Source organism: Syntrophomonas erecta subsp. sporosyntropha (assembly GCF_055395365.1).
Genome location: NZ_AP042459.1, coordinates 1,618,519 through 1,644,791, shown reverse-complemented (window position 1 = coordinate 1,644,791; position 26,273 = coordinate 1,618,519). Strand labels below are relative to the sequence as shown.

General features: G+C 43.8%; 26 protein-coding genes. 15 read left to right on the top strand and 11 right to left on the bottom strand.

Annotation, left to right across the window (positions count from 1 at the left end; translation table 11 throughout):
• Positions 1 to 30: 30 nt before the first annotated feature.
• The 6 genes from ACZ5Q0_RS08115 to ACZ5Q0_RS08090 all read right to left on the bottom strand — a co-directional run bounded on the left by ACZ5Q0_RS08115 (position 31) and on the right by ACZ5Q0_RS08090 (position 6,247).
• Entirely contained in the window at positions 31 to 621 is a 591-nt protein-coding gene (locus ACZ5Q0_RS08115; RefSeq protein ID WP_446818551.1) for a DUF4013 domain-containing protein, read from the bottom strand.
• A 157-nt stretch (positions 622 to 778) separates the two neighbouring features.
• Positions 779 to 1,054, bottom strand: a complete 276-nt coding sequence (locus ACZ5Q0_RS08110) for a hypothetical protein (RefSeq protein ID WP_446818553.1) — start codon at positions 1,052 to 1,054, stop codon at positions 779 to 781.
• A 103-nt stretch (positions 1,055 to 1,157) separates the two neighbouring features.
• Positions 1,158 to 1,403, bottom strand: coding sequence for a GIY-YIG nuclease family protein (locus ACZ5Q0_RS08105; protein ID WP_446818555.1), 246 nt, complete (start codon positions 1,401 to 1,403; stop codon positions 1,158 to 1,160).
• 196 nt (positions 1,404 to 1,599) lie between these two features.
• Positions 1,600 to 2,427 carry a pyruvate, water dikinase regulatory protein gene (locus ACZ5Q0_RS08100; protein WP_446818556.1) on the bottom strand — a complete coding sequence of 276 codons (828 nt, stop codon included), beginning with the start codon at positions 2,425 to 2,427 and terminating at the stop codon, positions 1,600 to 1,602.
• Positions 2,428 to 2,550: 123 nt separating this feature from the next.
• Positions 2,551 to 3,696 (bottom strand): S8 family peptidase, encoded by a 1,146-nt coding sequence (locus ACZ5Q0_RS08095; RefSeq protein WP_464827099.1) that lies wholly within the window; start codon positions 3,694 to 3,696, stop codon positions 2,551 to 2,553.
• Between the two features lie 508 nt (positions 3,697 to 4,204).
• Entirely contained in the window at positions 4,205 to 6,247 is a 2,043-nt protein-coding gene (locus ACZ5Q0_RS08090; RefSeq protein ID WP_447182404.1) for a transglycosylase domain-containing protein, read from the bottom strand.
• Between the two features lie 235 nt (positions 6,248 to 6,482).
• On the opposite strand from ACZ5Q0_RS08090, the gene ACZ5Q0_RS08085 reads away from it, so the two are divergent.
• The 5 genes from ACZ5Q0_RS08085 (at position 6,483) to ACZ5Q0_RS08065 (ending at position 10,631) form a co-directional block, all read left to right on the top strand.
• Positions 6,483 to 7,646, top strand: coding sequence for a DUF763 domain-containing protein (locus ACZ5Q0_RS08085; RefSeq protein WP_446818559.1), 1,164 nt, complete (start codon positions 6,483 to 6,485; stop codon positions 7,644 to 7,646).
• 321 nt (positions 7,647 to 7,967) lie between these two features.
• Positions 7,968 to 8,519: a hypothetical protein gene (locus ACZ5Q0_RS08080; RefSeq protein ID WP_446818560.1), complete on the top strand. Its 552-nt coding sequence runs from the start codon at positions 7,968 to 7,970 to the stop codon at positions 8,517 to 8,519.
• Positions 8,520 to 8,962: 443 nt separating this feature from the next.
• Positions 8,963 to 9,769, top strand: coding sequence for a septum site-determining protein MinD (minD, locus tag ACZ5Q0_RS08075; RefSeq protein ID WP_446818561.1), 807 nt, complete (start codon positions 8,963 to 8,965; stop codon positions 9,767 to 9,769).
• A gap of 14 nt (positions 9,770 to 9,783) precedes the next feature.
• Positions 9,784 to 10,032: a cell division topological specificity factor MinE gene (gene minE, locus ACZ5Q0_RS08070; RefSeq protein ID WP_446818562.1), complete on the top strand. Its 249-nt coding sequence runs from the start codon at positions 9,784 to 9,786 to the stop codon at positions 10,030 to 10,032.
• 2 nt (positions 10,033 to 10,034) lie between these two features.
• Positions 10,035 to 10,631: a septum site-determining protein MinC gene (locus ACZ5Q0_RS08065; RefSeq protein ID WP_446818563.1), complete on the top strand. Its 597-nt coding sequence runs from the start codon at positions 10,035 to 10,037 to the stop codon at positions 10,629 to 10,631.
• Positions 10,632 to 10,807: 176 nt separating this feature from the next.
• Here the strand turns inward: ACZ5Q0_RS08065 and ACZ5Q0_RS08060 are convergent, their stop codons facing one another.
• On the bottom strand, positions 10,808 to 11,389 hold the full coding sequence (locus ACZ5Q0_RS08060; protein ID WP_446818564.1) for an NAD(P)H-dependent oxidoreductase: 582 nt from the start codon (positions 11,387 to 11,389) through the stop codon (positions 10,808 to 10,810).
• A gap of 202 nt (positions 11,390 to 11,591) precedes the next feature.
• Between ACZ5Q0_RS08060 and ACZ5Q0_RS08055 the strand changes: the two genes are divergently transcribed.
• The gene (locus tag ACZ5Q0_RS08055) at positions 11,592 to 12,869 is read left to right on the top strand and encodes a uracil-xanthine permease family protein (RefSeq protein ID WP_447182403.1); all 1,278 of its coding nucleotides are present in this window, start codon (positions 11,592 to 11,594) and stop codon (positions 12,867 to 12,869) included.
• 53 nt (positions 12,870 to 12,922) lie between these two features.
• Here ACZ5Q0_RS08055 and ACZ5Q0_RS08050 read toward each other — a convergent pair whose 3' ends face one another.
• Positions 12,923 to 13,348, bottom strand: coding sequence for an EamA family transporter (locus tag ACZ5Q0_RS08050; RefSeq protein ID WP_447182402.1), 426 nt, complete (start codon positions 13,346 to 13,348; stop codon positions 12,923 to 12,925).
• A 111-nt stretch (positions 13,349 to 13,459) separates the two neighbouring features.
• On the opposite strand from ACZ5Q0_RS08050, the gene ACZ5Q0_RS08045 reads away from it, so the two are divergent.
• On the top strand, positions 13,460 to 14,434 hold the full coding sequence (locus ACZ5Q0_RS08045; RefSeq protein ID WP_447182401.1) for a VanW family protein: 975 nt from the start codon (positions 13,460 to 13,462) through the stop codon (positions 14,432 to 14,434).
• 280 nt (positions 14,435 to 14,714) lie between these two features.
• Positions 14,715 to 16,166, top strand: coding sequence for an aminotransferase class I/II-fold pyridoxal phosphate-dependent enzyme (locus ACZ5Q0_RS08040; RefSeq protein WP_447182400.1), 1,452 nt, complete (start codon positions 14,715 to 14,717; stop codon positions 16,164 to 16,166).
• A 34-nt stretch (positions 16,167 to 16,200) separates the two neighbouring features.
• Here the strand turns inward: ACZ5Q0_RS08040 and ACZ5Q0_RS08035 are convergent, their stop codons facing one another.
• The 3 genes from ACZ5Q0_RS08035 to ACZ5Q0_RS08025 form a co-directional block, all read right to left on the bottom strand.
• Entirely contained in the window at positions 16,201 to 16,455 is a 255-nt protein-coding gene (locus ACZ5Q0_RS08035; RefSeq protein WP_446818568.1) for a hypothetical protein, read from the bottom strand.
• A 77-nt stretch (positions 16,456 to 16,532) separates the two neighbouring features.
• Positions 16,533 to 17,663 (bottom strand): HD domain-containing phosphohydrolase, encoded by a 1,131-nt coding sequence (locus tag ACZ5Q0_RS08030; protein WP_446818569.1) that lies wholly within the window; start codon positions 17,661 to 17,663, stop codon positions 16,533 to 16,535.
• Between the two features lie 358 nt (positions 17,664 to 18,021).
• On the bottom strand, positions 18,022 to 19,089 hold the full coding sequence (locus ACZ5Q0_RS08025) for a branched-chain amino acid aminotransferase (RefSeq protein ID WP_446818570.1): 1,068 nt from the start codon (positions 19,087 to 19,089) through the stop codon (positions 18,022 to 18,024).
• A 196-nt stretch (positions 19,090 to 19,285) separates the two neighbouring features.
• Here ACZ5Q0_RS08025 and ACZ5Q0_RS08020 point away from each other — a divergent pair, with 196 nt between their 5' ends.
• The 7 genes from ACZ5Q0_RS08020 (at position 19,286) to ACZ5Q0_RS07990 (ending at position 26,032) form a co-directional block, all read left to right on the top strand.
• Positions 19,286 to 19,807 (top strand): macro domain-containing protein, encoded by a 522-nt coding sequence (locus ACZ5Q0_RS08020; protein WP_446818571.1) that lies wholly within the window; start codon positions 19,286 to 19,288, stop codon positions 19,805 to 19,807.
• 175 nt (positions 19,808 to 19,982) lie between these two features.
• On the top strand, positions 19,983 to 21,779 hold the full coding sequence (locus ACZ5Q0_RS08015; protein WP_446818572.1) for a sigma 54-interacting transcriptional regulator: 1,797 nt from the start codon (positions 19,983 to 19,985) through the stop codon (positions 21,777 to 21,779).
• A 224-nt stretch (positions 21,780 to 22,003) separates the two neighbouring features.
• On the top strand, positions 22,004 to 22,600 hold the full coding sequence (locus ACZ5Q0_RS08010) for a 4Fe-4S dicluster domain-containing protein (protein WP_447182399.1): 597 nt from the start codon (positions 22,004 to 22,006) through the stop codon (positions 22,598 to 22,600).
• Positions 22,593 to 23,537, top strand: a complete 945-nt coding sequence (locus tag ACZ5Q0_RS08005; RefSeq protein WP_446818574.1) for a CoB--CoM heterodisulfide reductase iron-sulfur subunit B family protein — start codon at positions 22,593 to 22,595, stop codon at positions 23,535 to 23,537. Before ACZ5Q0_RS08010 ends, ACZ5Q0_RS08005 begins: the two co-directional genes overlap by 8 nt.
• A 3-nt stretch (positions 23,538 to 23,540) precedes the next feature.
• Positions 23,541 to 24,581 carry an FAD-dependent oxidoreductase gene (locus ACZ5Q0_RS08000; protein ID WP_446818575.1) on the top strand — a complete coding sequence of 347 codons (1,041 nt, stop codon included), beginning with the start codon at positions 23,541 to 23,543 and terminating at the stop codon, positions 24,579 to 24,581.
• Positions 24,582 to 25,163 (top strand): 4Fe-4S dicluster domain-containing protein, encoded by a 582-nt coding sequence (locus ACZ5Q0_RS07995; protein ID WP_446818576.1) that lies wholly within the window; start codon positions 24,582 to 24,584, stop codon positions 25,161 to 25,163.
• Entirely contained in the window at positions 25,160 to 26,032 is an 873-nt protein-coding gene (locus ACZ5Q0_RS07990) for a CoB--CoM heterodisulfide reductase iron-sulfur subunit B family protein (protein ID WP_446818577.1), read from the top strand. The genes ACZ5Q0_RS07995 and ACZ5Q0_RS07990 overlap by 4 nt, the downstream gene beginning before the upstream one ends.
• The last annotated feature ends 241 nt before the right edge of the window (positions 26,033 to 26,273 follow it).

The window sequence follows — 26,273 nt, the reverse complement described above, 5'->3', positions numbered from 1 at the left end:
CAATGCCACGTTCCTAAAAAAAGAATAAAATTATTTGTAACGGGAATCTCTAATTAACATGCCGGTAGATCTAAATAGAATTATTCCCGTATAAAAGATAATCACTGCTCCTACCGGGCTTAAATAAGGAATTACCAAAATAATAGCCAAACCTATAGCGATGATAAAGGCCGCCGCTAAATATATCGGGATATAGTGCTCTATAATCTTAACCGCCTGCATGATAATATCCGGCAACCGAAATGCGTACTGAATATCACAGGTCATTACATACCCTCCCATGGCAATTGGTACTAACATTCCGGCCAGCAGCATAAGCATCGATAATAATAAACTTCCCGCCAGAGGTATTATCATTAAAAACGGGACCAATATTAAAGGAATTAATAAGTAAACGGCTAGTATCATCAGGCCAAATAGACTATCTCTGGCTAAATCCTGCCAATTATTCCAGTCAGGTAAGGTGAGACGGCCTCGAATACCATTGCTAAGACAGGCCATAAAATAGCCAACCACTATAATGTTAATTATCGGGACAATACAAATGACACACCCGATCAGCAGTTTTTTAACCTCCCGAGGGTCTCGAAAAGGATATAAAACAAAAACCTGCCACTCCATGTTTCCCCCTCCCGGTATATTAATATACCGGGAGGGTTTTGAATATACCAGACTTAAATTTATCCTTAAACTGCCTGATCATCTTTATAGCCCTAGATTGGTTAGATTTCCAGCCCATGCCTGGCTTCCTACTGTGGTTAGCAAATAGAATTTTAGCTTAAATTCCGGTATAGTTTTGCAGGTCCTGACCAGATTTATACTGGCGCTGAATTTCCTGTATTTGCGGTGCTAACTGGTTTACACGCTGGTGCACTTCACTATCCCGGGCATGGTCTACCAGTAATACCCGCTCTTCATCAAGTTGAACCCCAATATTATAATGACCTTTTTGGGAATCAGCACTTACAATCAGACCTTCGTATTCTTCCTTAGCATAGTCACCATTTTCCATAAAAGATTTTTTACTTATAATTTGTCCTTTTTGAAAACTCACCTGGAAAACCTCCTTTTTAACCTGCTTGGTTTAGCTTTTCCCAGGATTGTTTCTAATATGTAAAGCCATACTCCATTTTGTTTTTGCTGACAAGCCCCTTAAATCAGGACTGCCCATCGATAAGTTTTTGTTTCTGCTGGCGTTTCATTTTCTTTATTTCCGCTTCCCGGCGCAGTGCCTGACTTTTAGTAGCAGTTTGTTCCATATATACCAGCTTTACCGGCACACGGCCGCGGGTATAGCGGCTGGCTTTACCCGCATTATGCACAGCCAGCCGATTTTCAACATTCTCTGTATAACCAGTGTAATAAGTCCCATCAGCACATTCCACAATATAAACCCACGACATAAAAAATCCTTCCTCTACTACGATCTTTTAGGAAGCAACAGGACCGTCCCCGCGCTTCCTCCCTGCTTCCGGGTGCTTGATTAAAATGAGGCTACCCATAAGGGCAGCCTCATTTAATTATCAAATAGCTATTTGTTTTTTTATATATAATACACTAAAGATTTATTATTTATCTTTGCCTACACTGCTATGGTACTTAGAAACGATAATGGGTCACCCGTAAAGGCAGCTGAAATTTGTGGGTAATGGTATTACCTATTTTTTCAATATTCTCCAGAGTAACATCTATAACTAGACACTTTAATTTAGTATAAATATTATAAGCATTATCCAATTCCTCTGCTACCATTTCATCCAGACTTTCAAAATTATGGGGCATCTCAAAACTCCGCAGTCTCTCTTTCCGCAACTCCATTAGGTGTTCAACATCAATGGTAAGCCCCACCATAGGTATTTTCCCTTTTAAAACATTAATCTCTTCCGGTATCTCGGTATCCATCAGAATAGGATAGTTAGCCACCTTAATGCCCAGGTTAGCCAGGTGCATAGAAAGGGGTGTTTTAGAGGTTCGGGGAAGCCCCAAAATTATCAAATCGGCCTCATGAAAGGTATCCAAATTCTGACCATTGTCATGCTCAATGGTAAACTCAATAGCCTGCATTCGATTAAAATACTGGTCATCCATTTTATGAGTCAGTCCTGAAATATAGGCCGGCTTAAGGCCAGTCTTCTCCTCGATCACACTAAATAACGGAGCCATAACATTTACCGCCCGTACTCCTTTTTCCCGGGCCTTTGCATCCATAAAATCTGCTAACTCTGGTTTTACAATAGTGTAAACAATAATGGCGTCATCCTCTACTGCCTGGTTGATGATTTTGACTACCTGCTCTTCTTTAGTTACCCGGGAAAAGCGAGTAATGTTGCGTTCCATCTTAAACTGCAAAACCGAAGCTACTGCAATTTTTTCTGCAGTCTCCCCCACCGAATCAGACACAGCAAATAGGTGCAATTTCTCAGCCATCAAACCATCCCCCTTCGTGATACATTACAAAACAAATCACCTCCGAGTACTTACTAGATTTTATTCGACAAGCCTATATAAATTTCCTTTATTTCATAATGTTAGAAGTAAACGGTTATTATATTAGCTCCAAATTTCCACTTGTCCGGTAGGATTGTCTTCCGAACCATCTGGAGGAATAAACATGGAGCCAGTGGAAAGCAGGTCACAAATCTCACGAATAGATGCCACCGGTTCCCCTTCATGTACAAAAGGAGCTTTTTTTAGCTGTTGTTCTTTATTATTCAAATAGTATTTACGCTGATCGATTATTAGTTTTATAGCCTTGCCCCCATCAGTATTAAAGGTAAATAAACCATATCCATAAAGATTATCAAATCCCAAATCCCCCAGATCTACGGCTTGCATATGCAGATAACTGCGGATATAGTCTGGAGTAGGAATTTGATTAAATTTCATAAGGTAGCGGGACGTAATCAGCGCCACTGCTCCTGAGAGATGGGGGGCAGCCATAGAGGTGCCTGATAATTTTACATAACTTTTGTCAGGGTAAGTTGAATAAGTATCGACCCCCGGAGCAACCACATCAATACGGTCATTAGAATTACTAAAATCAGCAATTCCTGTCTGTAAATTAATAGCTCCCACTGCCAGGGTCTCCAGGTAATAAGCTGGATAGGATATCTCCGGGGTATCCGGGTTAGCATCGCCGGCGTTACCAGCCGCACATACCACGGTAATACCAGCATTTACGGCCTTAATAATCTCATTATGCAGGTCCTTATTGGGAAACGGCCCTCCCAGGCTCAAATTAATAACATTTACCCGCTGTCCCTTATCCCCTTCCCAGCGGCGTGCCCAAGCCAAACCCTGTATTATACTGGAATTAGTACCAAATCCATCTCGATTCAATACCTTGACTGCCAGCAGTCCTGCCTCTGGTGCCATACCTAATATTTTGCCATTTGCAGCTATGATACCCGCTACATGAGTACCATGGCCATTAAGATCCATATAATCCTTTTCCGCCGGAACAAAACTTTTACCCCCAACCAGGTTGTTTTTTAAGTCCGGGTGCAGGTAATCTATCCCAGTGTCTACTACGGCCACTACCATTCCTTTCCCCTGAGTAGTCGGCCACATTTTCTGAGCAGCCATCAAGGATATGCCTGGAGGTATATATGGTTCAAAACTAAAAGCTTTATTATATATGCCTAAAATCGGGGATTTTCGTAAGCGCATGCCCATCACCTCTCCTTTTTCTATCATAAGCAGAAGAGGGTAATGTGTTCCTGTTAAGGGCATAAAAAAGCCAGAATTACTTAGCTTTACTTTTTAAAAGAATTACCCAAAAAAGGTTTTTGGTGTTATTATAAATAAAGGGATTAGCTGGAGAGGTGATAGGGATGGAATCTCCCGAATCAATAGTAACCCTGATCATCATGATATGTCTCGGTGTTGGATTAGTCGCAGCTATAGTCGGAGTATTTCTTTTCAACAATTTTAACTGGTGGGATAAACTATAAATTCTCAATCGCAATCGGCCTATCCGACCACCATGCTATAGGTATGTCTCCATACTTCCTTCTACCCACAACCTTTTTAATATAGCCTACTCAAAAATACTTTTTCACTATAGAAAATTGCATAAGATTTCCAGGAAAAGCATAATTATGAAGCATAAATGCGGAAAAAAGGAAGACTCCTTTAAGAAGTAACTGAAGGGACAGGCCATTTGCTTCCCAAAAGGAAGCAAATGGACCGTCCCCCTGCTTCTTTATAAATCGATGACTTCTATGCGGGCATCACCAGGTGATGGTTCCGGTGGTGCCGGAGATACTGGTTCTTCTGGCGGTAGAGAAGGTGATGGGGTAGTGGCATCATTGTCTTTTCCAGTATCCGGTTCATTGTCACCAGGTTCAGTCCCTTCTTCGGGCTGTTCTTCTTCCAGTTCCAGGTCTTCCTCCAGCGGCTCCTCTGGTTCAGAGGGTTCTTCTACCGGCTGATACGAGGGTTTATCTTCCAGTACGTGGCTATAATACAGGGTATTCATATAATTTCGCCATACTGGTCCAGCTATCCGGCCTCCATAGGCATTATATCCTTTCACTGGCTCTCCATTACTGTTGCCCGCCCATACAGCCGTAACCAGATCATTAGTGTAACCTACAAACCATAAATCACGACTGTCGGTAGTCGTTCCGGTCTTTCCCCCGGCGGGGATAGCAATAGCGGCCACCGTTCCCGTACCACGTTTCATCACATCCCGAAGAATATTATCCATTTCCCGGATGGTTCCCCGGCTGAATACCCGTACCGACTTGGTTTTACTTTGGTAAAGCACACGTCCTTCTACTGTTTCCACTCGTTCTAACAGATAGTGTTCAGCTCTATAGCCGTTATTAGGAAAAACGGTATAGGCATTAGCCAGCTCCAACGGCGATATTCCCCGCTTCAGTCCTCCCAGGGCCAAAGCCAGGTTACGGTCGTCCTCTTCCAGGGTAGTAATACCTAAATCCTCCATAGAACGAAAAGCACGCTCTATGCCTAACTGGTTTAGAACTTCTACTGATGCTACATTATAAGATCTAACTAGTGCCTCCCGTACACTTACCTGGTCCGGTGCTGAAGATTGTTGGTTACGAGGCTGATATCCTCCGAAATCCCGGGGTCGGTTATTTAAAATGGTATCCGGGGTAATCAATCCATCATTCATCGCTGCTGCATAGTACAAGGGCTTAATCGCTGAACCAGGTTGACGTGGTAATACCGCCATATTTAGCTGATTCCTGCCAAAATCGACTCCCCCCACCAAGGCCTTTATCCCCCCGGTATGAGGATCCAGGGATACTAAGGCCATATCTCGGGCGGTAATTCCCTGGTAACCTAGGGAGCGGGCCTGTTTTACCACCGCATTTTCGGCCGCATTCTGCATGTTACGATCAATGGTAGTGTATATATTTATTCCACCCTGATAAAGGCGTTCTGCTCCTACTAAATCTTTTAGTTTCCATACCAGGTAACTTACTAAATAAGGATGGGGCCCCTGGTTAGGCTGGTAGTTACGAAAATAGACAGCCTGTTGCTTAAGGACCCGAGCTTCGTCTAAACCAATTACCCCTTGCTCGGATAAAACATTGATAACCACTTCTTGACGTTGTTTAAGACCCTCTCGGTTGGTGTCAGGTGAGTAATGTTCGGGTGCCTGTATCATTCCCACCAGCATACAGATTTCTGCCCGGTTTAAAGACCAGAGATCCTTGCCAAAGTAACTATTGGCAGCACAGGCCATACCAGAACACCCCCGACCCATATATATTTCATTAAGGTACATGTTTAAAATAGCTTGCTTGCTGAACTTTTCCTCCAGAGCTGATGCCAGGAGTACTTCCTTTATTTTACGGGTATAAGTTTTTTCCTGAGTCAGAAATAAGGTGCGGGCTGTTTGCTGGGTAATCGTACTAGCCCCCTCGGCCTTTTTCCCGGCTCTTATATTTTTATATATTGCTCTGCCAATACTACGTGTATCCAGGCCATTATGCTCATAAAAGCGCTGGTCTTCAACTGCTACAACTGCATCTTGCATAAACTGGGGAAAATCCTGGCTGTAAGTCCTCTTGTAGCCGATTTCGGTCATAGGTTTGCCATCACTGTAGTAGATGACCGACTGCTGCCGGGTTTGGTATTCCCAGTTTTTTAATCCGGTAAGTGATACCAGTAACCGGGGGGTAGTCTTGGTAACTGAGGCCCCCACCAGGAAAAACACTATAAAAACCAGCAGTCCTGCTATGACTAATCCTGTTCGCTGTAGCCACTTCATTTTAAAATCCCTTCCTGTTTAATTTAGAGCCACCGGCAATTCTTCTTAAATAAAGTATACCTTAATATTATGTAAAAGCCCGATTATAATAGAGCCCAGACTAACCTCAACTGAATTTAACGTTATTATAGATTTAATACGTGAAAAAGCAAGCCATAACTTTCTTTAGAACATATGTTCCTTGCCTGGGGATTTTGTTATACTATAAGAAACTTTTAAATAGTGGTGAAGATATATGAAAACAGGTACTGCCAACTTGCCTTTGCATGGAGGTAATTGCCCGGCCTGGCTGTTTAAACATATGAAATCCCTTAGCGCAGCTATTATTGAAATCGTCATAGAAGATTTTGGGGTGGAAGAAGTTCTAAAAAGACTGGCTGATCCCTACTGGTTTCAGGCTTTAGGCTGTGTAGTCGGTTTTGATTGGCATTCCTCCGGATTAACCACTACTCTTTGCGGAGCCCTTAAAGAAGGTTTAGCTGAAATTGGCCCCCGGGCCGGATTGTTTATGGCTGGGGGCAAAGGTAAAACCTCCCGTAAAACTCCACACGAAATCGTGACTATAGCTGATAATTACCCTTTACATTGCCGGCCGGATGATCTGGTTTATGCCAGTAAAATGGCCGCTAAGGTAGATAATGCAGCTGTACAGGATAACTACCATATTTATCACCATTTTTTTGTGTTTACTGATAAAGGTAGCTGGGCAGTTGTTCAGCAAGGTATGAATGAACCAATTTGCCAGGCCCGCCGCTATCATTGGCTAAGCACCGTTATGCCCTCTTTTACTGAGGAACCCCAGGCAGCCATTTGCTGCGACCAGATCGGGCAGACCTTAAACCTGGTATCCAAGGAAAATAGCCATTTACGGTGGTTGACACCGGAAATAGTAGGCCAGCATCCGGATAAAGTTTTGCAGGAATTAGAGCATATCACCTCAACTCATCTTAACCTGCCCCAGGCGCACCCGATCCCCCGCACCGCGTACTTAAACCGCTCCATTAGAGCCGCTTATGAGGAACACCCCCAGGATTTTGAGCAGCTCTTAGGGGTAACCGGGGTGGGTCCCGGCACTTTGCGCGCCTTATGCCTGGTAGCCGAGGTTGCTTACGGGGTACAGCCCAGTTATACCGACCCGGTACGATATGCTTTTGCCCACGGCGGTAAAGATGGCTTTCCTTTTCCCGTTAACGAAAAAGACATCGAACTATCCTACTCTACCTTAAACCGTGCTCTGCACCGGGCTCGAATGGGTAGACACGATCAATTAGAGGCCCTGAAAAAATTGGCCGCCTGGCATGCTCGGGCAGCCACAGTGGTTAGTTCCCCTTTGCCCCGGTCATTCTCTGATACTAAGCCTGTAGTACCTCCTTTGGTGCAGGGACGGTTATTCAGCTAGCAGGTTTATACATTTATCTCCCAATATTAAGGGCTAGATGAAAGGGGTATAAATATTATTTATACCCCTTTCATTAATTCCCCGCTCTTTTAGCGCCTTTTTAACCGTTCCCTTCTATTGCCGCAAGTTAATTTTTTTTATGGTCAACCATATAAAGCTATTAGAATTTCGTTTTAACCTATGAATAAATCTCCCTTATCATAGCGATAAAATACTATTGACAAGGGAAGTATTGTGCTCGCTTGTGAATGATAGTACAATCACATTAGAAGGATGCATGAGCGAACGCCTACGGTGATTCCCTAAAAGGAGGCAGATACTATGACCCAGACAGCTTTCAGAACCAACACTTACCCAACCCCTAAAATGGAGGTGCGATCTCCACTTACAGGTAGTGAAGTATATCAGATGGGTATTAAAATGGGACAGGCAGTTTTAGCCCTTTATACTAAGCTAACAGACAACTCCACTAACCCGGATATTCGGGATATGGTGGCCAAGCTCTCCCACCAGGAAGCAAAGGAAATAGAAGTATTCCGGCAGGAATACAAGTTTGCTCTAAATTGTGAATTAGACCGGTTTTATAACTCGGGTGGAACTTATTTAGAAAGTGACCATAACGCTAAAATAATCACTGATAGCCGCCCCATTATTGAGCGTAACCTGGATATTTTCCTGGATAAAATGCAGGCTTTGTACCAGGATGGCAAAGTTAATTCTGCCGAAGAGATACACTCCCTGGCTGGGCAAGCCCGTACTCATATAATTGAACTTTGCCAGAGATTGGCACAGATCTATCCTGCCGGGGATATTCAGCAGGCATTATTGGAAATAGCCAGCATAAAAGAGGAAAGTAATCTTAAAATTGATTAGTCCGCTTATGAGCATCCTGATCAGCAAAAAAGCCCGCAACCAAGTTCGGGCTTTTTTGATCAAGTCTTTCGGCACCGATATATAAATGGCGAAAAAAGTCGAAAAGAAGGCGATTTAGGCTCTCCGGGACGATGATTAGAATTTTTGATACCATTCCATAAGTTTTTAAAATGACCGTATTGTTGATAACTATACCGTTTTATGTAATACTAAACTTAACCTTCACCCCCCAAATAAAACATAAATTCCATCACATTCCCTCTCCAAATATGAGCCCTGACCGGGCTCATATTTCTTTCTGGGAAACACAATTCTTTCATTTTCCATAAATAGCAGTTTATTCAGTGACGTTTATGCTTTACAATTAAATAGGTGTCTACTTTTGTCTAATTAAAAATTAACTTATTTATAATCGATTATATATTCCATAGGGAGGGCCTCGAATGGAGAAAAATACCGCTGATCCACAAGTTATTGTTGTCACTTCTGGAAAGGGGGGCGTAGGCAAAACTACAACTGTAGCTAACGTCAGCACCGCTCTGGCCCGGGAAGGTTACCGGGTGGCGGTTATGGACCTCGATATTGGGTTAAAGAAACTAGACCTTATTTTAGGACTAGAAAACCGGGTTATTTATGATATTGTCCAGGTCATCGAAGGGGAGTGCTCCTTGAAGCAAGCCCTAGTAAAAGACAAACGTTTCCCTGAACTTTATATGCTGCCGGCTGCCCAAACCCGTAATAAGGATGAAATAACCCCCGAAGGGGTTAAAGCGCTTTGTGAGCAGTTAAAGCCTAATTTCGACTTTATCTTTATCGATTGTCCGGCTGGTATTGAGCAAGGCTTCCGCAATGCTATTGCTGCAGCTAACCAGGCAATAGTGGTTACTAATCCGGAAGTATCAGCAGTACGCGATGCTGATCGTATTATTGGGATGTTGGAATCGGCCGGGTTTAAGGATATACAACTGGTTATAAATCGTATCCGCCCTGACATGGTCAAACATGGCGATATGTTGAGTATCGACGATCTTATGGAACACTTGTGTATTGATCTTCTTGGGGTAGTACCGGAAGATAAAAACGTAGTTATCTCTACGAATAAGGGAGAACCTATTATTTTAAATGAAAAGGCTATGGCGGCAGAGGCTTTTAATAATATAGCCCGGCGCCTGTTAGGTGAACAAGTTGAAATTGCCAGCTTCGAGGATAATTCATTCCTGGGAAAACTTAAGAATTTCTTCAACAAGTAAGGAGGGTAGAACTTGTGCTCGATTTTTTAAGAAAAATCTATGCCCGAGAAAATTCCAGCCGTACCCAGGCTAATAATCGCTTGCGGCTGGTGTTAACCCATGACCGCCTGGGGGCCTCCCCTCAGCTTATGGAAGTCCTGAAAGATGAAATTATCCAGGTAATTGCCCGCCACGTGGATATTGACGGAATACCAGAAGTAAATCTTATCACCGAGGGCCGTAATGCAGCCCTGGATATTAATATTCCTTTAAAAGGTAAATAAAGATGGTTAAAATTAAAGGTCTAAATGGTAATCTGGTTTTCCTCTTTCAGTCGGGTACCTGTGAAGAATATTGTACTTTTTTAGAAAATCATTTTATCCAGAATCAAGCCTTGTTTAATGGCTCACGGGTGATTTTCCAGGGACCGGGTTTAACCGGACTAACCCATGAAGAAATAGCCCGCTTGCAAAAGTTGTGCTTAAATCACGGCATGATTCTGGCTAATTCTCAACTCCCCCAGAAGCATTCTTCCCCCAAACATGATTTATTTATCCATCGCAACCTGCGCAGTGGCCAGAAGGTCAGTTCAGAAGGATCGGTGGTAGTGTGGGGTGATGTCCACGAGAGTGCTGAGATCATCGCCGGGGGTGATATTATAGTTCTTGGTAAATTGCATGGGTTAGCCCATGCAGGGGCTTCCGGAGATACAAATAGCATTATTTTTGCTCTGAATCTGAATCCCGGTCAGATTCGGATCGGCAATCGCATATCCCGCTCTCCGAAAGACTTTTCTCCGCGCAATTATCCGGAAATTGCCTTTTGTGATGAGGATGGGATCTGTATAAAAGAATATAATTCCCGGGAAAATTTACGCGTATAAACAGCCTGGCTACCAGGCTGTTTTTTATCAAAAGATTCAGTACTATTTAATTTGCTAACAAAAGCTACCTTTAATCCTGTTTAAAACCCTTCCCGGGTCTAATAATCAACCAAAACCGGCTCAAAAGCAGCCGGAAAGAAACAGAGCGCCAGCTGTGGCGCCCTCATATTTTAGTTTTAGGCAAACCTGCTTATTAATTCCCGAGTTTCAGTAAGCATTTGCTTACGCTCGGCATCAGATACAGTTGGAACCGCAAAAAAGTTTTTATATTCATACTTATCAAAACCACAGAAACCAAAAACCCCTTGAACAAGTGCAGTATAAACGGCATCTAGCATGTGAGTGTCCTTAGCTGCCTTCTCATCAGCACCTGAAGTTGTAATGACCAGGGCTTTTTTACCGGCTAGCAGCCCCTGGGGACCAGTCGAGGTATACTTATAGGCAAATCCTATACTAAAAACCCGGTCAATATAGCCTTTAAGCAGCGCCGGTACCGAATACCACCAGACTGGTGCAATCATAACTATCAGATCAGCAGAAGCCACATCCGCTTGTTCTTTTTTAATATCTTCGGCAATATTACCAGTATGAAATCCCTCAAAATCCTGGGCACTAAGAACCGGATTCCAGTTCATGGCATAGAGATCTTTTACCTTGACCTGAAATTGTTTCTTTTCCAGTTCTTCCTGAACGACTTTGGCCACAGCAGCATTAAAGCTCATAGGGTTAGGATGAGAATAAACTACTAGCGCTTTCATAAAAACACCTCCTGCTCAGTATTATCCCATATATTATCGAATATATTTACCCCATTTTGGGGCAAGGGACAAGGGGACAGGTTTACTGTCCCCTAAGGGACAAGGGGACAGGTTTACTGTCCCCTTGTCCCGCAGCAGGACTTCCCTAATTTATAGAGAAATTATGACTTATATAGATATTGTTATTAGGAGGCATTTAGATATGCACTTTAAATATGATCTGAACCAACGTCCTCCATTAGGCGAGAACTTGCTTTATGGTTTACAGTGGCTGGCAGTTAGCATACCTTCCATTATTATAATCGGTGCCGTAGTTGCCGGTATAACCTCAACCGGAGCGATTGATGAGGTCATTTACTTACAAAAGCTGTTCCTAGCTACCGCACTGGTACTACTAGTTCAAGTATTGTGGGGCCACCGCTTACCACTGGTAATAGGTCCAGCCACGGTGCTTTTGATAGCTATTATAGCTAGTTATGGCAGTTGTGCCGATGCCATCTATTCTTCTATCATAATTGGCGGTCTACTGTTGGCAGTTCTCTCGGTTACAGGGTTGTTCGGCAGCCTGCGCCGACTTTTTACCCCCCGGGTGGTAGCCGTAATTTTATTGCTTATCGCTTTTACCCTGGCCCCTACCATTGTTAATTTGATAGGTAGTCCTTCCCCAGGGGTTTCAGCAACTAATAACTATATTTTTTCCTTGTTACTCATAGTGATCCTTTTTATAGCTCACCGCCATTTAAAAGGGATTTGGAAATCTACCCTGGTACTATGGGCTATGCTGGTCGGGAGCTTAGTTTACCTGTTTATATTTCCCCAATCTTCATCCCCGGCCGCTGAATCCCTAGCCTGGTTTGCCTTTTATAAAGGTCCCTTTACCACAACACTGACAGTTGAACCGGGAATTCTACTAGCATTCTTATTCTCATTCCTGGCATTATCCATCAATGACCTGGGATCACTACAATCAATCGGCGGTCTTCTGAAAGCTCCTGAAATGGAGAAACGGATTACCCGCGGTATTACCATCACGGGTTTGGGTAATGCCTTATCAGGTTTTCTGGGTGTTATAGGCCCGGTTAATTTCTCGCTCAGTCCCGGAGTTATTGCCTCAACCGGGTGTGCTTCCCGTTATTCTCTAGTTCCGGCAGCTCTGGGTATGGGATTACTATCCCTTTCTCCCGCACTGATTCGGGTTATTGGTCAGGTACCGGCACCAATAATCGGCACTATATTGATTTATATCATGTGTTCGCAAATATCAGCCGGTATGATGATGGCTATGGAGAACCGGGCTGTATCCAACTTTGACCATGGATTAATAATGGGGTTACCCCTAATGCTGGGCACAGTAGTAGCTTTTCTGCCTGTGGAAGTTGTCTCAGCCATGCCCGTAACCTTACGTCCCCTGCTAGCTAACGGATTTGTAGTAGGGGTTTTAGCTGTACTTATCTTAGAACACCTCATCTACCGCCCTTAAGCCTCACATCGGGACAAGGGGACAGTAAACCTGTCCCCTTGTCCCGTCCCGCTTTATGCTAATAAAATTATACCCAGGATGATAAAACTGGCTCCTACTACTCGGGTAGCGGTAATTTGTTCTCCCAAAAATATAGTGGCACATAACATGGTTACCAGAGGGGAACTAGCCATAACCACACTTACAAATGATACCTCCCCTTTTTTGATAGCTGCATAATAGGCCAGGTCACCTACCAAAGTCGCCAGTATGGCTTCTATCGCCAGCAAAATCCAGGAATTAACCGGTATGTTTTTAACCAAAGAAAAACTACCGCTTAATGCTACCCAACTGCTTACCAGGCCCGCAGCAATTAAAGTACGGATGACTAATCCCGCCAGTGGATTCACTCCTATCAACCCTACCTTGGCAAAGATGGGAGCAATTCCCCAGCATATCATGCCAAAAATGGCCAACAAAAAAACTATTATTTCTATCATCCTTCCCTACAATGGCGGAAACATTTTACCCAATTTTGTATGCTTAAACTTCTCTTAATCAAGCTAAACTAAAACAGTACTTAAACATAATAAAAAAAATGGTGATTAATTATGAAAAAAAGTTTATTGCTTCCTTCCATGGTGCTATTGGTACTTATTACAATAGTATTAGCCGACTGGGTAATACATTCAAATCAACCAAACCGAAATGCCTCCAAACCCCTTCAGGTGCAGGATTACGGCTCCCCCCGCATTACGGAATCGGAACAGTATTCTTACCTGTTTAAAAATCAGAAGATGAAGTCGGGCCCAGTTAACCAGGTTCCCTGGGAAAACAACCCGGAATTTAAGCAGATGCAACTGCAAACTGGGGCTTTTGTCAAAATGGCAGCCTATCGAACTGTACTTAATGATCCTCTGCCCGGTGAAGAATATAATGTCCACCTGACAGGTCGACTAATATCGGGAACGATCGTAGCCCCGGGAGAAATTTTTTCTCAGAATAAAACCGCCGGTCCGTATACAGAAGCCCGCGGCTTTAAAAAAGGCCCCACCTATATGGGCACCTGGTTAACTACCACTACCGGAGGTGGTGTATGTAAGATGGCTTCTACCCTTTATAATGTAGCCGTACTGGCTAATCTACCCATCGTTGAACGTCATTACCACAGTATGCCTGTGCCATATGTACCTTACGGGCAAGATGCCACCGTATCTTATGGAGTTAAGGATTTTCGTTTTCGTAATGATACACCTGACCCTTTACTTATCTGGGCTCAGGGAGTAGGTAACTCCCTTTATGTAGCCTTTTACGGACAAGCCTCATCGCCCCAGGTAGAATGGCATCATAAGGTATTGAACGTAACTCCTACCTACCGAATATACCGGGATAACCAAACTCTGCCCCAGGGAGAACAAAAAGTAGTTGTAGAGGGAATGGACGGGGCTACTCTTCAATCATGGATCAGTATTAATAATCCTCCGGGTAAAGCAATTACTCGTAAACTAGACAGCAGTTATTATTCTCCTATGCCATATATTATCGAGAAAGGTTGTGCCAGTCCGGCCCTGTCTAATTCTCCCTGAGAATAAATGGTGGACAAGGGGACAGGTGGACAAGGGGACAGGTGGACAAGGGGACAGGTGGACAAGGGGACAGGTGGACAAGGGGACAGGTGGACAAGGGGACAGGTGGACAAGGGGACAGGTTTGCTGTCCCCTTTACCTACTTGCATTGCCCCTTGTTTCTCTGTGGGGTGGGACAGTAAACCTGTCCCCCTGTCCCCTAGGCACACCTGTTTCCTCCTTGAATATTATAGATGGTAGCTATCTGGCTACCAAAAGTAAACACAAGGGGGAGCATAGGGTGAATATCCAAGACCATAATCGTACGCCCATATTTGAGGCCGTGCAAAAATATATCGATCAAGGGACCATTTCTTTTCACGTACCCGGTCATAAAGGTGGTAGAGGAATACCACAATTGCAGGATTATCTGGGTAGCCGGGTTTTACAGATGGATCTTAACGGAATGCATGACCTGGATTATATTAATAATCCCCGCGGCGTAATAGCCGAAGCCGAAAAATTATTTGCCGAGGCCTATAATGCCGATTACGCTCATTTTTTGGTCAACGGTACTACATCCGGTGTTCAAGCCATGATCATGAGCACTTTAAATCCGGGAGACAAAATTATTATCCCCCGTAATGCACATCGCTCTACCTTTGGAGGATTAATCTTAAGCGATGCTGTACCCATTTATGTTTATCCGGAAATTAACCGGAATCTGGGAATTGCTACTGGGGTTTCGCTTCAGACCATGATAGAGACTATGGTCAAGCATCCTGCTGCCCGGGCAGTATTCGTGATTAATCCCACCTATTACGGATTTACCACTGATCTGCGCTCCATTGTCGAAGAAGCCCACCAGCGTGAAATGGTGGTTCTGGTGGATGAGGCTCATGGAGCTCACCTGCCTTTCCATAAAGATTTCCCTCTTTCGGCTATGGAATCAGGTGCTGATCTTAGTGCCAGTAGTATTCATAAAACCGCCGGATCCCTGACCCAGAGTTCAGTCCTGTTAGGACGGGAAAAATTAATCTATCGCGATCAGGTTAAACAGGTTTTAAACCTTACCTATACCTCTAGCGCCTCCTACCTACTGCTTGGCTCGCTAGATGTTGCCCGCCGCCAAATGGTTCTACAAGGTAATTTTTTGCTGGAACGAATGTTAAATCTGGTCCGCCAGGTGCGCCAAGAATTAGCCGGTATCTATGAAATTTATCCTTTTGGGCCTGAGTTGGTAGGTACTCCGGGATGTTACGATTTTGATGAAAGTAAGCTGGGGATACATATAAGCGGATTAGGATATACCGGTTATCAACTAGAAATGATATTAAGGCGGGACTATAACATCCAGATAGAACTGGCTGATCTTTATAACATTTTAGCCATCGTCAGCATAGCTGACCGCGGGGAGGATTTGGAGATTTTAGTTAATGCTTTAAAAAAACTGTCCGCCCAGACTACGGCTAGAAAATCAACGGTTAATTATAATTTTCCCGACTGTCCAGAAATGATAGTTCCCCCCCGGGAAGCTTTTTACAGGCCTAAAAAAATTGTGCCACTCCACCATGCCAGTGGAGAAATAGCCGGTGAAGCAATTATGGCCTATCCACCAGGTATTCCGGTCATATGTATGGGAGAACTCATTACTTCGGAAATCGTTGAGCATATAAGGATACTTAAAATGGAAGAATGTCATCTACAGGGAACAGTTGACCCGGGCGTTAATTACATCCAGGTATTAAAATAGCTAATCCTAGCCATCGCCAATAGTAACGACGATATTATTTCTGTTTTTTAATAAAGGTTTTTATTTTTTCTGTAAGCTCTTTTTGCAGGGCAGGGGCGGCGATTTTCTTTCTAATCGGCTCAGGATCAGGAAAGATACCGGCCCGGTTTTTACGCACCCTGATTACCTGGTCAAATATCATCTTACCATTGCGCTTAACCACTACCCGGGTATCATAGTCTTTACTCCCGGCCAGCTTCTGTCCCTTTACTGGCGTAACGTTTAGCACTTCAAAAAGATATTCAACCATTAGTCATCCACCTCCAATAAACGACAAAACCAATCAACCCCTGCCATTATTTAGCCGGATGAATGAGACCTTTAAGCTCAAATAACCCTGGAAGCGGCTAACTGGTTAGACTTTAACTGAAAATAACGACTGATTTCATGTCCAGCTTCTGCGGTTTTTAACATCCGCACCACCTTAATACGCTCATAAACAGCCAAGTCGACTATTTCCCGGCAGTAAACCTGCCCATTAGCATCAAATAACAATCTCACCTTAGGACTACAAGGTTGTTCCGGGTTATCTACCACAACTATAGCCAGATCTCCGGTATTGAGCTCTACCATGGCCCCCGGTGGATATAAGCTGACATGAGCCTCTAATATATCCACAATATCTAAGGAAAGTAAATTTCCCTTTTGCCGGTTAATAATCGCCAGGGCTTCCTGGTTAGTATATCCAGAGCGATAAGGCCGATCAGAAACAAGGGCATCATAAACATCGGCAACTGCTGCTATCTGAGCATATTCATGAATGTTTTCCCCCTTTATAGCCCGGGGATAGCCGCTACCATCCAAGCGCTCGTGATGCTGTAAGGCGACATGAGCGGAAAACAGGGAAATTTGCCAGCTATTACGCATGATATTAAAACCTTCCCAGGTATGACGGTTGATAATCTTCCGCTCTTCCACCGTCAATGACCCGGGTTTATTGATAATCTCCGGAGAAACCCTGGTTTTGCCTATGTCGTGTAACAAAGCCCCCATGCCGATCTCCTGTAAACGAATACTATTATATCCCTTGGTAATTCCAATCAGAAGTGAAATAATACAGACCTGGACACTATGTTCGTAAGTATAGTCATCATAACTTTTAAGATCGGTTAAACCAATCACCAGGCCTTGATTCTGCACTAATTCACCGATAATGGCATCTACCTGGGAGCGTAAACATCCCACATTAAGACAATTAGTACGCCAGTAGTTATCGATACTATATTTAAGAGTTTGGGTAGCTTTACAAACCGTTGTAGCACTAACCAGACGGGGAGCCTCTTCTATACCCAGATCTTCTTGAATATAAACCCCGGGAATGCCGAGTTCCTGTATCCTGATTATGTATTTATAGGTTAATACTTGTCCACTAGTCAACAATACCCGATGGTTTGCATCTATAATAGATTGAGCAACCACCATACCCGGCACAAGGTCCTCTGCTGGTATTATTATCATTTATGCCACCGCCTTAAAGCTGAATTTGATAATTATAATGTGCCTTAAATGTCGAACCTTGCTTTATTTAATTTAATATTACTTAATATAAAATATTACGCGAAATATTACCTAAAATCCTGCTAGATTGAAATATTAAAAAACAGATTCGGTGATTCCATTGGACCCTTAAGAAAAGAATTATACCGTTTTTGCCTTCTAATTTAACCTATCCATAGCCTATCCATAGATTATAAAAATATATAAGCAGGATTTATAAGACAGAATAGTATACCCATGTTCACAAGCAAAGTTTATAAAAATTAGGAAAGCTCCCGTTAACGGGAGCTTTCCTAATAATTTGTCTAGTTGATATAAATTATACTTCTACCGTCCATCCAAAGGGATCCTCTAGTTCACCTTTTTGTATACCAGTTATACTATGATAAATGCGGGAAGATATCTCACCGATTTCACCCTTATTGATTTCGATAATCTTTCCATCCCAGTTTAATTCCCCAATAGGAGAAATAACTGCTGCTGTTCCGGTGCCAAAGGCCTCTTCCAGGGTACCCTGTTCATGGGCATCATAGATTTCCTGAATACTTATACGCCTTTCTGTTACTGGCACTCCCCAGTTTTTCAGCAGATCAATAGTAGAATCCCGGGTTACTCCGGCCAAGATACTGCCTTCCAAAGCCGGAGTTACCACTTCACCATTAATCTTAAAAAATACATTCATAGTTCCAACTTCTTCTACATACTTCTTTTCTACACCGTCTAACCACAATACTTGAGTATAACCTTTTTCATGAGCCTCCATCTGGGCCTTAATGCTGGCTGCATAATTTCCAGGGGTTTTTGCGAAACCGACTCCCCCTTTTACTGCACGAACATAAAAGCTTTCCACATAGATTTTCACCGGATCAATACCCTCAGGATAATAGGCACCTACTGGTGATAATATGACCATAAATTTAAATGTTTTTGAAGGTCTAACCCCTAAATAAGAATCAGTCGCTATGATAAAAGGCCTAATATAAAGAGATGTTCCTTCGGCCTGAGGAATCCAATCCTTTTCAAGATCTACCAGTTTGCGTATAGCTTGTACTGCAAATTCAGGATCGATGGGAGGAATACACAAACGGTCATTAGATATGTTAACCCTCTCCATATTTTTTTGAGGTCTAAATAGCAATACCCTACTATCCTTGGACTTATACGCCTTTAACCCTTCGAAAATAGCCTGACCATAATGAAAAATCATGCATGAAGGGTCTAATACCAGCGGCTGATAAGGGATAATGCGAGGATCATGCCACCCGCGCCCCTCGGTATAGTCCATTACAAACATGTGGTCCGTGAAAAGCTCCCCAAAGTGCAGGTTGTTGGGGTCCGGTTTCTGCTTTGGTGATGTGGTTAGTTCTACCTTGATATTGTCAGCCATTGTCCTTCCACTCCTTCTGAGGGCTACCCCTCCCTACTTTTTTACTATCATATCAGTATAATCAAATTCTATGTTTTTTTCAATTTTTTTGGTGGAATTTTGTTTTTTCCGCAGGTGTACTACAAAATCGGCAAATATTTACTTATTGCCCTATAATCTAAACTTATTATATGATTAGGGTTAGGAGGTTAATATTATGCGGGTGAAAATTTCGCAAGTATGGGTTGAAATAGTAGCAGGAGACATAACCTCTCTGAAGGACGTAGAAGCGATAGTAAATGCTGCCAACGCCCAGTTAGTCAAGGGAGGGGGAGTCGCCGGAGCTATTCACCGTGCTGCCGGTCCCGGACTGGAAGAAGAATGCCGCCCGCTGGCACCAATTCGCCCCGGGCAGGCCGTTATCACCAGGGGCCATCAACTTCCCAATAAGTATGTTATCCATTGTTTGGGGCCCGTCTATGGTAAAGACCATCCTGAAGATGTTCTGCTGGCCTCCTGTTACCGCCAGTCCCTGGAACTGGCTGAAAAACTCCAGATTAGCAGTATTGCCTTTCCTGCCATCAGTACCGGAATATTTGGTTACCCCATGCAGGAGGCGGCCCAGATTACTTGGCAAACTATCCTTCCTTTTGCGACTGAAGCCAAATCTATACATCTAATTCGTATGGTTCTTTTTGACCAACTGACACTAAAGATCTTTCTAGATACCCTGAGTTAGTAAATTATTCCGGCAAAAATTAGGAGTATATCCCAGTTAAATATTAAATCCGTTTTTGGCGAAATATCTTTAATGTTTAGATTGAGGTAGACTGTTCATAACCACCTTCCTTTTCCGCAGCAAGTGTGTACAAGTGTAATAATAGTGAGGGACCGTTCTGAAAGGAGGACTCCTTTTGAAGAATGACCTGCGTATGACAGATATTTGTGTTGCTGAAGCGATGACTCAGGATTTCGGCCAGGTAGAAGAACATACTCCTTTAAAAGATGTTTTAACCCATATGCTCGATAATCACTGGGACGAAGTGGTAGTAACAAACCACAGCCATCACCCGTTAGGCTTAATTACTAAAGAACACCTGCTCAGGGAACTTTCCGCCGGTACACCCCGGACAACTCCTGCCATCAATATTTGCCCTAAGGAAATATTTACTACAGTTACAACGGAAGAACTGACCCAGGCTAGGGATTTAATGCGTCTTAAAGGCATTGGCCGCCTACCGGTACTGGACAAGGATGGACATATAGTAGGAATTTTAACCGCTAAAGATGTTTGTAACGGTTTTTCTTCCCGGCTGGAAATGCTGGGAGAACACATGTATGCAGTGATGGAAAATATCGCTGAAGCCATCCAGGTTGTCAATTGTGATGGCTTAGTAACTTTTTGGAACCAGGGAGCCGAAAAAATTTTTAAGGTTGATGCCCGGCAAATCCTGGGGAAACCCCTCCAGGAATTCTTTCCTGAAGACCTGTTGTTAAACGTAATCCAAACCGGAAAATCCCACCGCCACATCTTCTGTGAACTATCTCCAGGTGTACATGCCATACGGAATGCCGTTCCTGTAAAACTACCCGGCGGATTAATGGTAGGGGCTGTTTGCACCACTATGAATGTAAGTCGTTCTATAACCCTTATGGAAAAATTAGATGAAGCCACCACCATGGTCAAACACCTGGAACGCAGTATAGGCTATCGAGAAGAACAAACTAACGGCCTTTTTTACACGGTTAACCTTAAAACCCAACGGATACTGGCTCAGGCCAGGAGAGTTGGTCAAACTGATGCTACCGTTCTCATTCAAGGGGAAAGCGGTACTGGTAAAGAAGTCCTGGCTTATGAAATATATCAGAACAGCCTGCGCTCCCGGCGCCCCTTTGTAGAAGTTAATTGTAGTGCTATTCCAGAAAATCTGTTTGAGAGCGAAATGTTTGGCTACGAGGGTGGCACCTTTACCGGGGCTAACCGGTCAGGACGCCAGGGTAAATTTGAGATAGCCAGCGGGGGCACCATATTCCTGGACGAAATTGGGGAACTTCCTTTGGAAATGCAGGCTAAATTGTTGCGCATCCTGCAAGAAAGGCGTTTTTACCGGGTAGGGGGAACTAATCCCATCGAAGTCGATGTTCGGGTTATAGCGGCTACTAACCGTAAGTTATCAGAACAGGTTCAGGAAGGTAAATTCCGGGAAGACCTTTTTTACCGATTAAATGTAGTCAACCTGGAAATCCCCCCATTACGCCAGCGTAAAGATGATATTCCCGGTTTGGTGGAACGCTTTATTAAGGAATTAGTCTGTATATACAAACGCCCGGTTACCGGTGTAACCCCGGAGGTTATGAAAGTTTTCCAGGCTTATGACTGGCCCGGTAATGTTCGCCAGCTGCGCAACCTTTTAGAAAGTGTTATCATCCTTATGGAAGATAACTTTATTAATCTAAAATCACTATCCGAAGCCGGAGTAATGGAAACCCTGCAAGCAGAGGAATCTAGTGAACCCTCAACCACTGCCGATTCTCTTAGTACCGGTGAAACTACTAAAGGACTGGATAATCTTATGAATCGACATGAACGGCAAGTTATACTTAAGGCCCTTAAGGAGTGCCATTATAATAAAGCGCAAGCAGCTCAATTGCTGGGTATACCACGTAGTACCCTGTATTACAAATTAAAGGTTCTAGATATTCCCCAATAGGTTTAGGTTAATTATTTTCTTTTTTATAAGACACTGTCAAACAGGTGTCAAATTGTTAGACATTATCTAATAATCTGACACCTGTTTTTTTTTCCCTTTTTTCTATAAGTTCCGGTGGTATCAAGTATAGCGGGGATTTTTACCAGGCTGGCATGTAACTTGCATTTATAAATCACCAAGAACGGAAAATAACAGTCTTGTAACTGGAAAAGGAGATGGGCCTTTTGCCGAGAGAACAATCTAGTAGCTGGGTAAATGACCTTTATCATAAGGTAGACACCTACAAACTGGTAGAAAACCTGGATAGCTGCCTGGCCTGCGGAAAGTGTGTAGGCCAGTGCCCGGTAGCTAGCCTTACCCCTTCATATAATCCTCGTCAAATAATTCAGGATATTCTAACCGGAAATAAAGAACGCTGGTTGGATAGTGAGGAAATATGGCGATGCTTCTGGTGTGCAGGTTGTTATACGGTTTGCCCCATGGATATTCATTTTCCATTGCTCATGATGCAAATCCGTTACCGGGCTATCGAGGAACACTACGGGCTCAAGTACTTCCTTCCTTTTAAGAAATTTGCCCTGCGGGCCCGGGAAGAAGGCTTAACTTTTACCCCGGGTAGTTCCAGAGGACGGGAGCGAATTATGAAAATGCGCTCTTCCATAGGAGCAGAACCTTGGCCGGAAATTTCTGAAAAGGCTAAAAATGAGTATCAAGCCCTATTTGACATAACGGGTACCACCGCCTGGCTGGATAGTTTTGATGAAGATCAGGAAAAACCAGTTAAACTAAAGTATTTGGAAGGGAGGATCGTTGATGAATAAACAGCGGGTAGTAAAGCCGGAAGAATTATTTCCAGAAATCCCCGAATCGATCTTCCTATTCCGCAGTTGTACTGGCAGCATGGAGTATCCGGGAACCGAAAATGCTATTAAAGAAGTGTTTAAGATTCTCGGGATCAACATAGTCATGGACCCAGATCAGACCTGCTGTTCCGGGTATCTACTTACCTGCTCCGGGTACACCCCGGAATTATCCTTGGCAGTTACAGCACGCAATTTAGCTATCGTAGAAAAACATCAATTGGATACGTACGCTTTTTGTAATGGCTGTTACGGCTATCTCAGCGAATTATCGCATATTATGCTTCATAATCCCGCCTATCTAAAGATGGCTAACCACTTAATCGAGTCCTTTGGATACGAGTACCAGGGGAATACCGGTATTCATCACGTCCAGGAGTTGTATTATCTCCTTAAAGACCGGATTGCTGAAAAAGTAGTACGTCCACTTACCGGATTACGGGTAGGGGTCCATTATGGTTGCCACTATCTAGCTAAGCAATATGAAATTCTGGATGATGGAGGATATCCTACTTTCCACGAAGAGATTATTGCTGCCATGGGAGGAACTCCGGTATTTTTCAAAGAACGCCAGGCCTGCTGCGGCTATTCCGTAGGGAGAGGCTTCACCCATAAAGAAGAAACGGTTCAGCCCCACCTTTATAAGAAATTTAAAAGCGCCGCCGATGAAGGGGTGGAGCTAATGACTACCGTCTGCCCGGGCTGTAATACTGCCCTGGACCGGGAACAAGCTAACCTGGCTAAACGCGGTATGGGAGTATTTAATATCCCGGTTATTGACCTGGGTCAACTCATAGCCCTGGCACTGGGAGTCCCCGTGCAAAAGCTTGGTTTTGAAGCCAATTCCGTCTCCCTGGACGGGGTGCTAAATAAACTAGGAATTGGGAAAGGAGAGTAGCCGATGAGCAAGCAAACCTCTACAGCATTAATCATAGGCGGCGGCCTGGCAGGTATGGAAGCAGCACTTAAGGTGGCCCAGGCCAATTACCGGGTGGTTCTGGTGGAGAAAGAACCAATCCTGGGAGGAACTATGAATAGCCTGTACAGCAGTTTTCCCCGCTGGGAAAACCCTCAAAAACTGGTGAACTATAAAATAAAGCAGCTTAAAAATAACCCTTTCGTCGAGATTATGACCAGTACTACTTTAGAATCCTGCCAGCGTAACGGGGAATTGTTTAATGTTAATTTAGCTTCTGCCGATGGAAAGATAAAAAGAGACCAGGTACAGGCAGTAGTTATTGCCACCGGATTTGACCTCTTCGATGCGTCCGTATATGGCGAATATGGATATGGCATATATCCTAATGTAGTTAATTCCCTGGAATACGAAGCACTCCTTAAAAAGTGGGCAGAAACTAATACCAGGCCACCTCAGGCGGTAGCCTTTTTCAAATGTGTAGGATCACGGGATAGGTCCAAAGGTAACCCTTACTGTTCAAAAATCTGCTGTATGTATACTGCCAAACAGGCCGGAGTTACCAAAGAAATTAATCCGGAAACAAAATGCTATGTTTTCTATATGGATTACCGGGCCACCGGAAAGGAATATGAGGAATTTGTTCGTAATGTCATTGAGCAACGGAAGGTACGGTATGTGCGGGGACGTCCAGCCAAAGTCATACCGGAAAATGATCGCTTATTAATAAGGGCCGAAGATACCCTTATGGGAATACCTATCGAAGTTGCGGTAGACATGGTGGTCCTGGCTGCGGCTATAGTCCCCCGTAAAGAAACAGCTTCTTTAGCTGGTATGCTAGGCGCAGCTACCGATGAGTACGGTTTTATTGAACCCCTCTATGGCGAACCAGTAATGGCTAACGACCGGGTTTTCTTTGCCGGCGGGTGTGGATTTGCCGTTGAAGCAGCCGGTGCCCAGCACCAGGGAGCAGCAGCAGCAGCTAATGTAATAGACCTGTTTAATCAAGATATGGGAGGGGATTAAATGAGTGCCGATTTTTACACACCCTTACGTCTTGATCAGGTTAATCCTGCTTTACAAGAGGAGATTTTGCAAAACTGTTCGGTGGATATCTCCACCTGCATGGAGTGTGGTAAATGCTCAGGGGGATGTTCTAATGGACACATTTTTGACTTTACTCCCCGTAAAATCATTCAGCTGATTAAGCTGGGGCAGGAAGAAAAGCTTCTCCACCTGGATGCCATATGGGTTTGTCTATCCTGCCAGTTGTGCGTGGATCGTTGTCCTTCCGGAATAGATATTCCCCGCATTATGGATTATCTCCGGGAAAAAGCCTATTACAAAGGGGTTCCTGCCACCCGGGAAGAGGTAAAGCTTTTTCATGAACTCATGCTTAAGTCTATTTCTAAAACCGGTCGGGTTGCAGAAGCGCCTTTAGCGATATCCTTCAATTTAAAAACTAAACAATATTTTAAAGATGCTGACTTGGGACGCAGGATGTTTTTTAAGGGCAAGCTAAATCCTTTGGCTCCCCGGGTCAAAAATATAGCCAAAATTCACCAGATTTTTAGTAACCGGTCTACTGGGAGGGGGGGAAGTCAGTGAATATAGCATATTTCCCAGGATGTTCTTTGCATGCTATGGCCCGTGAATTTGATATATCTACCCGTTTAACTTGTAAACACCTGGGGGTTACGCTCCAGGAGGTTACCGATTGGAACTGCTGCGGTGCCACGGCTGCCCACAGTCTTGATCATTATCTGACTACAGGTTTAAATACCCGTAATCTTGCCCTGGTTAAAAAGATGCAGCTTACTAAGGTAACCTCGCCTTGTGCCGGATGTTACAGCCGATTAAAGATGGCCTCCCACGATCTTCGCAAGAACCCTAGATTAGCAGCAGAAATGGAAAGATTGATGGAAGCTCCCCCTCCTGTAGATATACAGGTACAACACCTGTTGCAGTTGATTTTGGAAGAAGTAGGTGTTGAGGGTATCGAAAAAAATGTAATTAAACCATTACAAGGACTAAAACTGGCTGCTTACTATGGCTGTCTGATTACTCGCCCCTTCAAGATTACCGGTTTTGATGACCCGGAACAACCTATCACTCTTGACCTGCTGCTCCAGGCCTTGGGTGCAGATACAGTCAACTGGTCCCATAAAGCTGAATGTTGTGGAGGTGGTTTTGCCGCCTCCCAGACTGAAATTGTGGTGGATCTGAGTGGTGAGATACTGGAAGCAGCCCGCCAGGCAGGTGCCGAAGCCATTGTAGTCGCCTGCCCCATGTGCCAGGCTAACCTGGATACCCGCCAACCAGCTATCTCAACTGATCGCGGGGTAAATTATGATCTTCCTATCATTTACTTTACCCAATTAATGGGCCTGGCTTTTGGCTATTCACCCAGCCAGGTCGGGTTAAAACGCCTGTTGACTAGTCCCCTTCCCCTGCTTCGCAGCAAAGGACTCGTTTAAGAAATTAAGTTGCCCGCCCGGCCAGGGGTGTAGATGTTATACGAAATAGACATCAGGATTCACCGCTATCAGTCTCCCCCCGAGACACAGGTGACCTGGTATTGAGCCAGTTGTGTTGTAAAGAAGGAGGTGAAAAAAAAGGCTGTCCCATGGTAAGACAGCCCTAATACAAAATATTAGGTACTTATAGTTTAAAGCAAAATCTCCTAGTAAAAAAGCAGATACAAGGAAAAAAGGAGGG

Bases quoted from the DNA above. Each gene is read 5' to 3' on its own strand.
- ACZ5Q0_RS08045 (WP_447182401.1), top strand. From the start codon at position 13,460: ATGAAAAAAAGTTTATTGCTTCCTTCCATGGTGCTATTGGTACTTATT.
- ACZ5Q0_RS08080 (WP_446818560.1), top strand. From the start codon at position 7,968: ATGACCCAGACAGCTTTCAGAACCAACACTTACCCAACCCCTAAAATG.
- ACZ5Q0_RS08100 (WP_446818556.1), bottom strand. From the start codon at position 2,427: ATGGCTGAGAAATTGCACCTATTTGCTGTGTCTGATTCGGTGGGGGAG.
- ACZ5Q0_RS07995 (WP_446818576.1), top strand. From the start codon at position 24,582: ATGAGTGCCGATTTTTACACACCCTTACGTCTTGATCAGGTTAATCCT.
- ACZ5Q0_RS08060 (WP_446818564.1), bottom strand. From the start codon at position 11,389: ATGAAAGCGCTAGTAGTTTATTCTCATCCTAACCCTATGAGCTTTAAT.
- ACZ5Q0_RS08065 (WP_446818563.1), top strand. From the start codon at position 10,035: ATGGTTAAAATTAAAGGTCTAAATGGTAATCTGGTTTTCCTCTTTCAG.
- ACZ5Q0_RS08035 (WP_446818568.1), bottom strand. From the start codon at position 16,455: ATGGTTGAATATCTTTTTGAAGTGCTAAACGTTACGCCAGTAAAGGGA.
- ACZ5Q0_RS08085 (WP_446818559.1), top strand. From the start codon at position 6,483: ATGAAAACAGGTACTGCCAACTTGCCTTTGCATGGAGGTAATTGCCCG.
- ACZ5Q0_RS08000 (WP_446818575.1), top strand. From the start codon at position 23,541: ATGAGCAAGCAAACCTCTACAGCATTAATCATAGGCGGCGGCCTGGCA.
- ACZ5Q0_RS08030 (WP_446818569.1), bottom strand. From the start codon at position 17,663: ATGATAATAATACCAGCAGAGGACCTTGTGCCGGGTATGGTGGTTGCT.
- ACZ5Q0_RS08025 (WP_446818570.1), bottom strand. From the start codon at position 19,089: ATGGCTGACAATATCAAGGTAGAACTAACCACATCACCAAAGCAGAAA.
- ACZ5Q0_RS08090 (WP_447182404.1), bottom strand. From the start codon at position 6,247: ATGAAGTGGCTACAGCGAACAGGATTAGTCATAGCAGGACTGCTGGTT.
- ACZ5Q0_RS08115 (WP_446818551.1), bottom strand. From the start codon at position 621: ATGGAGTGGCAGGTTTTTGTTTTATATCCTTTTCGAGACCCTCGGGAG.
- ACZ5Q0_RS08050 (WP_447182402.1), bottom strand. From the start codon at position 13,348: ATGATAGAAATAATAGTTTTTTTGTTGGCCATTTTTGGCATGATATGC.
- ACZ5Q0_RS08105 (WP_446818555.1), bottom strand. From the start codon at position 1,403: ATGTCGTGGGTTTATATTGTGGAATGTGCTGATGGGACTTATTACACT.
- ACZ5Q0_RS08095 (WP_464827099.1), bottom strand. From the start codon at position 3,696: ATGATAGAAAAAGGAGAGGTGATGGGCATGCGCTTACGAAAATCCCCG.
- ACZ5Q0_RS08055 (WP_447182403.1), top strand. From the start codon at position 11,592: ATGCACTTTAAATATGATCTGAACCAACGTCCTCCATTAGGCGAGAAC.
- ACZ5Q0_RS08020 (WP_446818571.1), top strand. From the start codon at position 19,286: ATGCGGGTGAAAATTTCGCAAGTATGGGTTGAAATAGTAGCAGGAGAC.
- ACZ5Q0_RS08005 (WP_446818574.1), top strand. From the start codon at position 22,593: ATGAATAAACAGCGGGTAGTAAAGCCGGAAGAATTATTTCCAGAAATC.
- minD (WP_446818561.1), top strand. From the start codon at position 8,963: ATGGAGAAAAATACCGCTGATCCACAAGTTATTGTTGTCACTTCTGGA.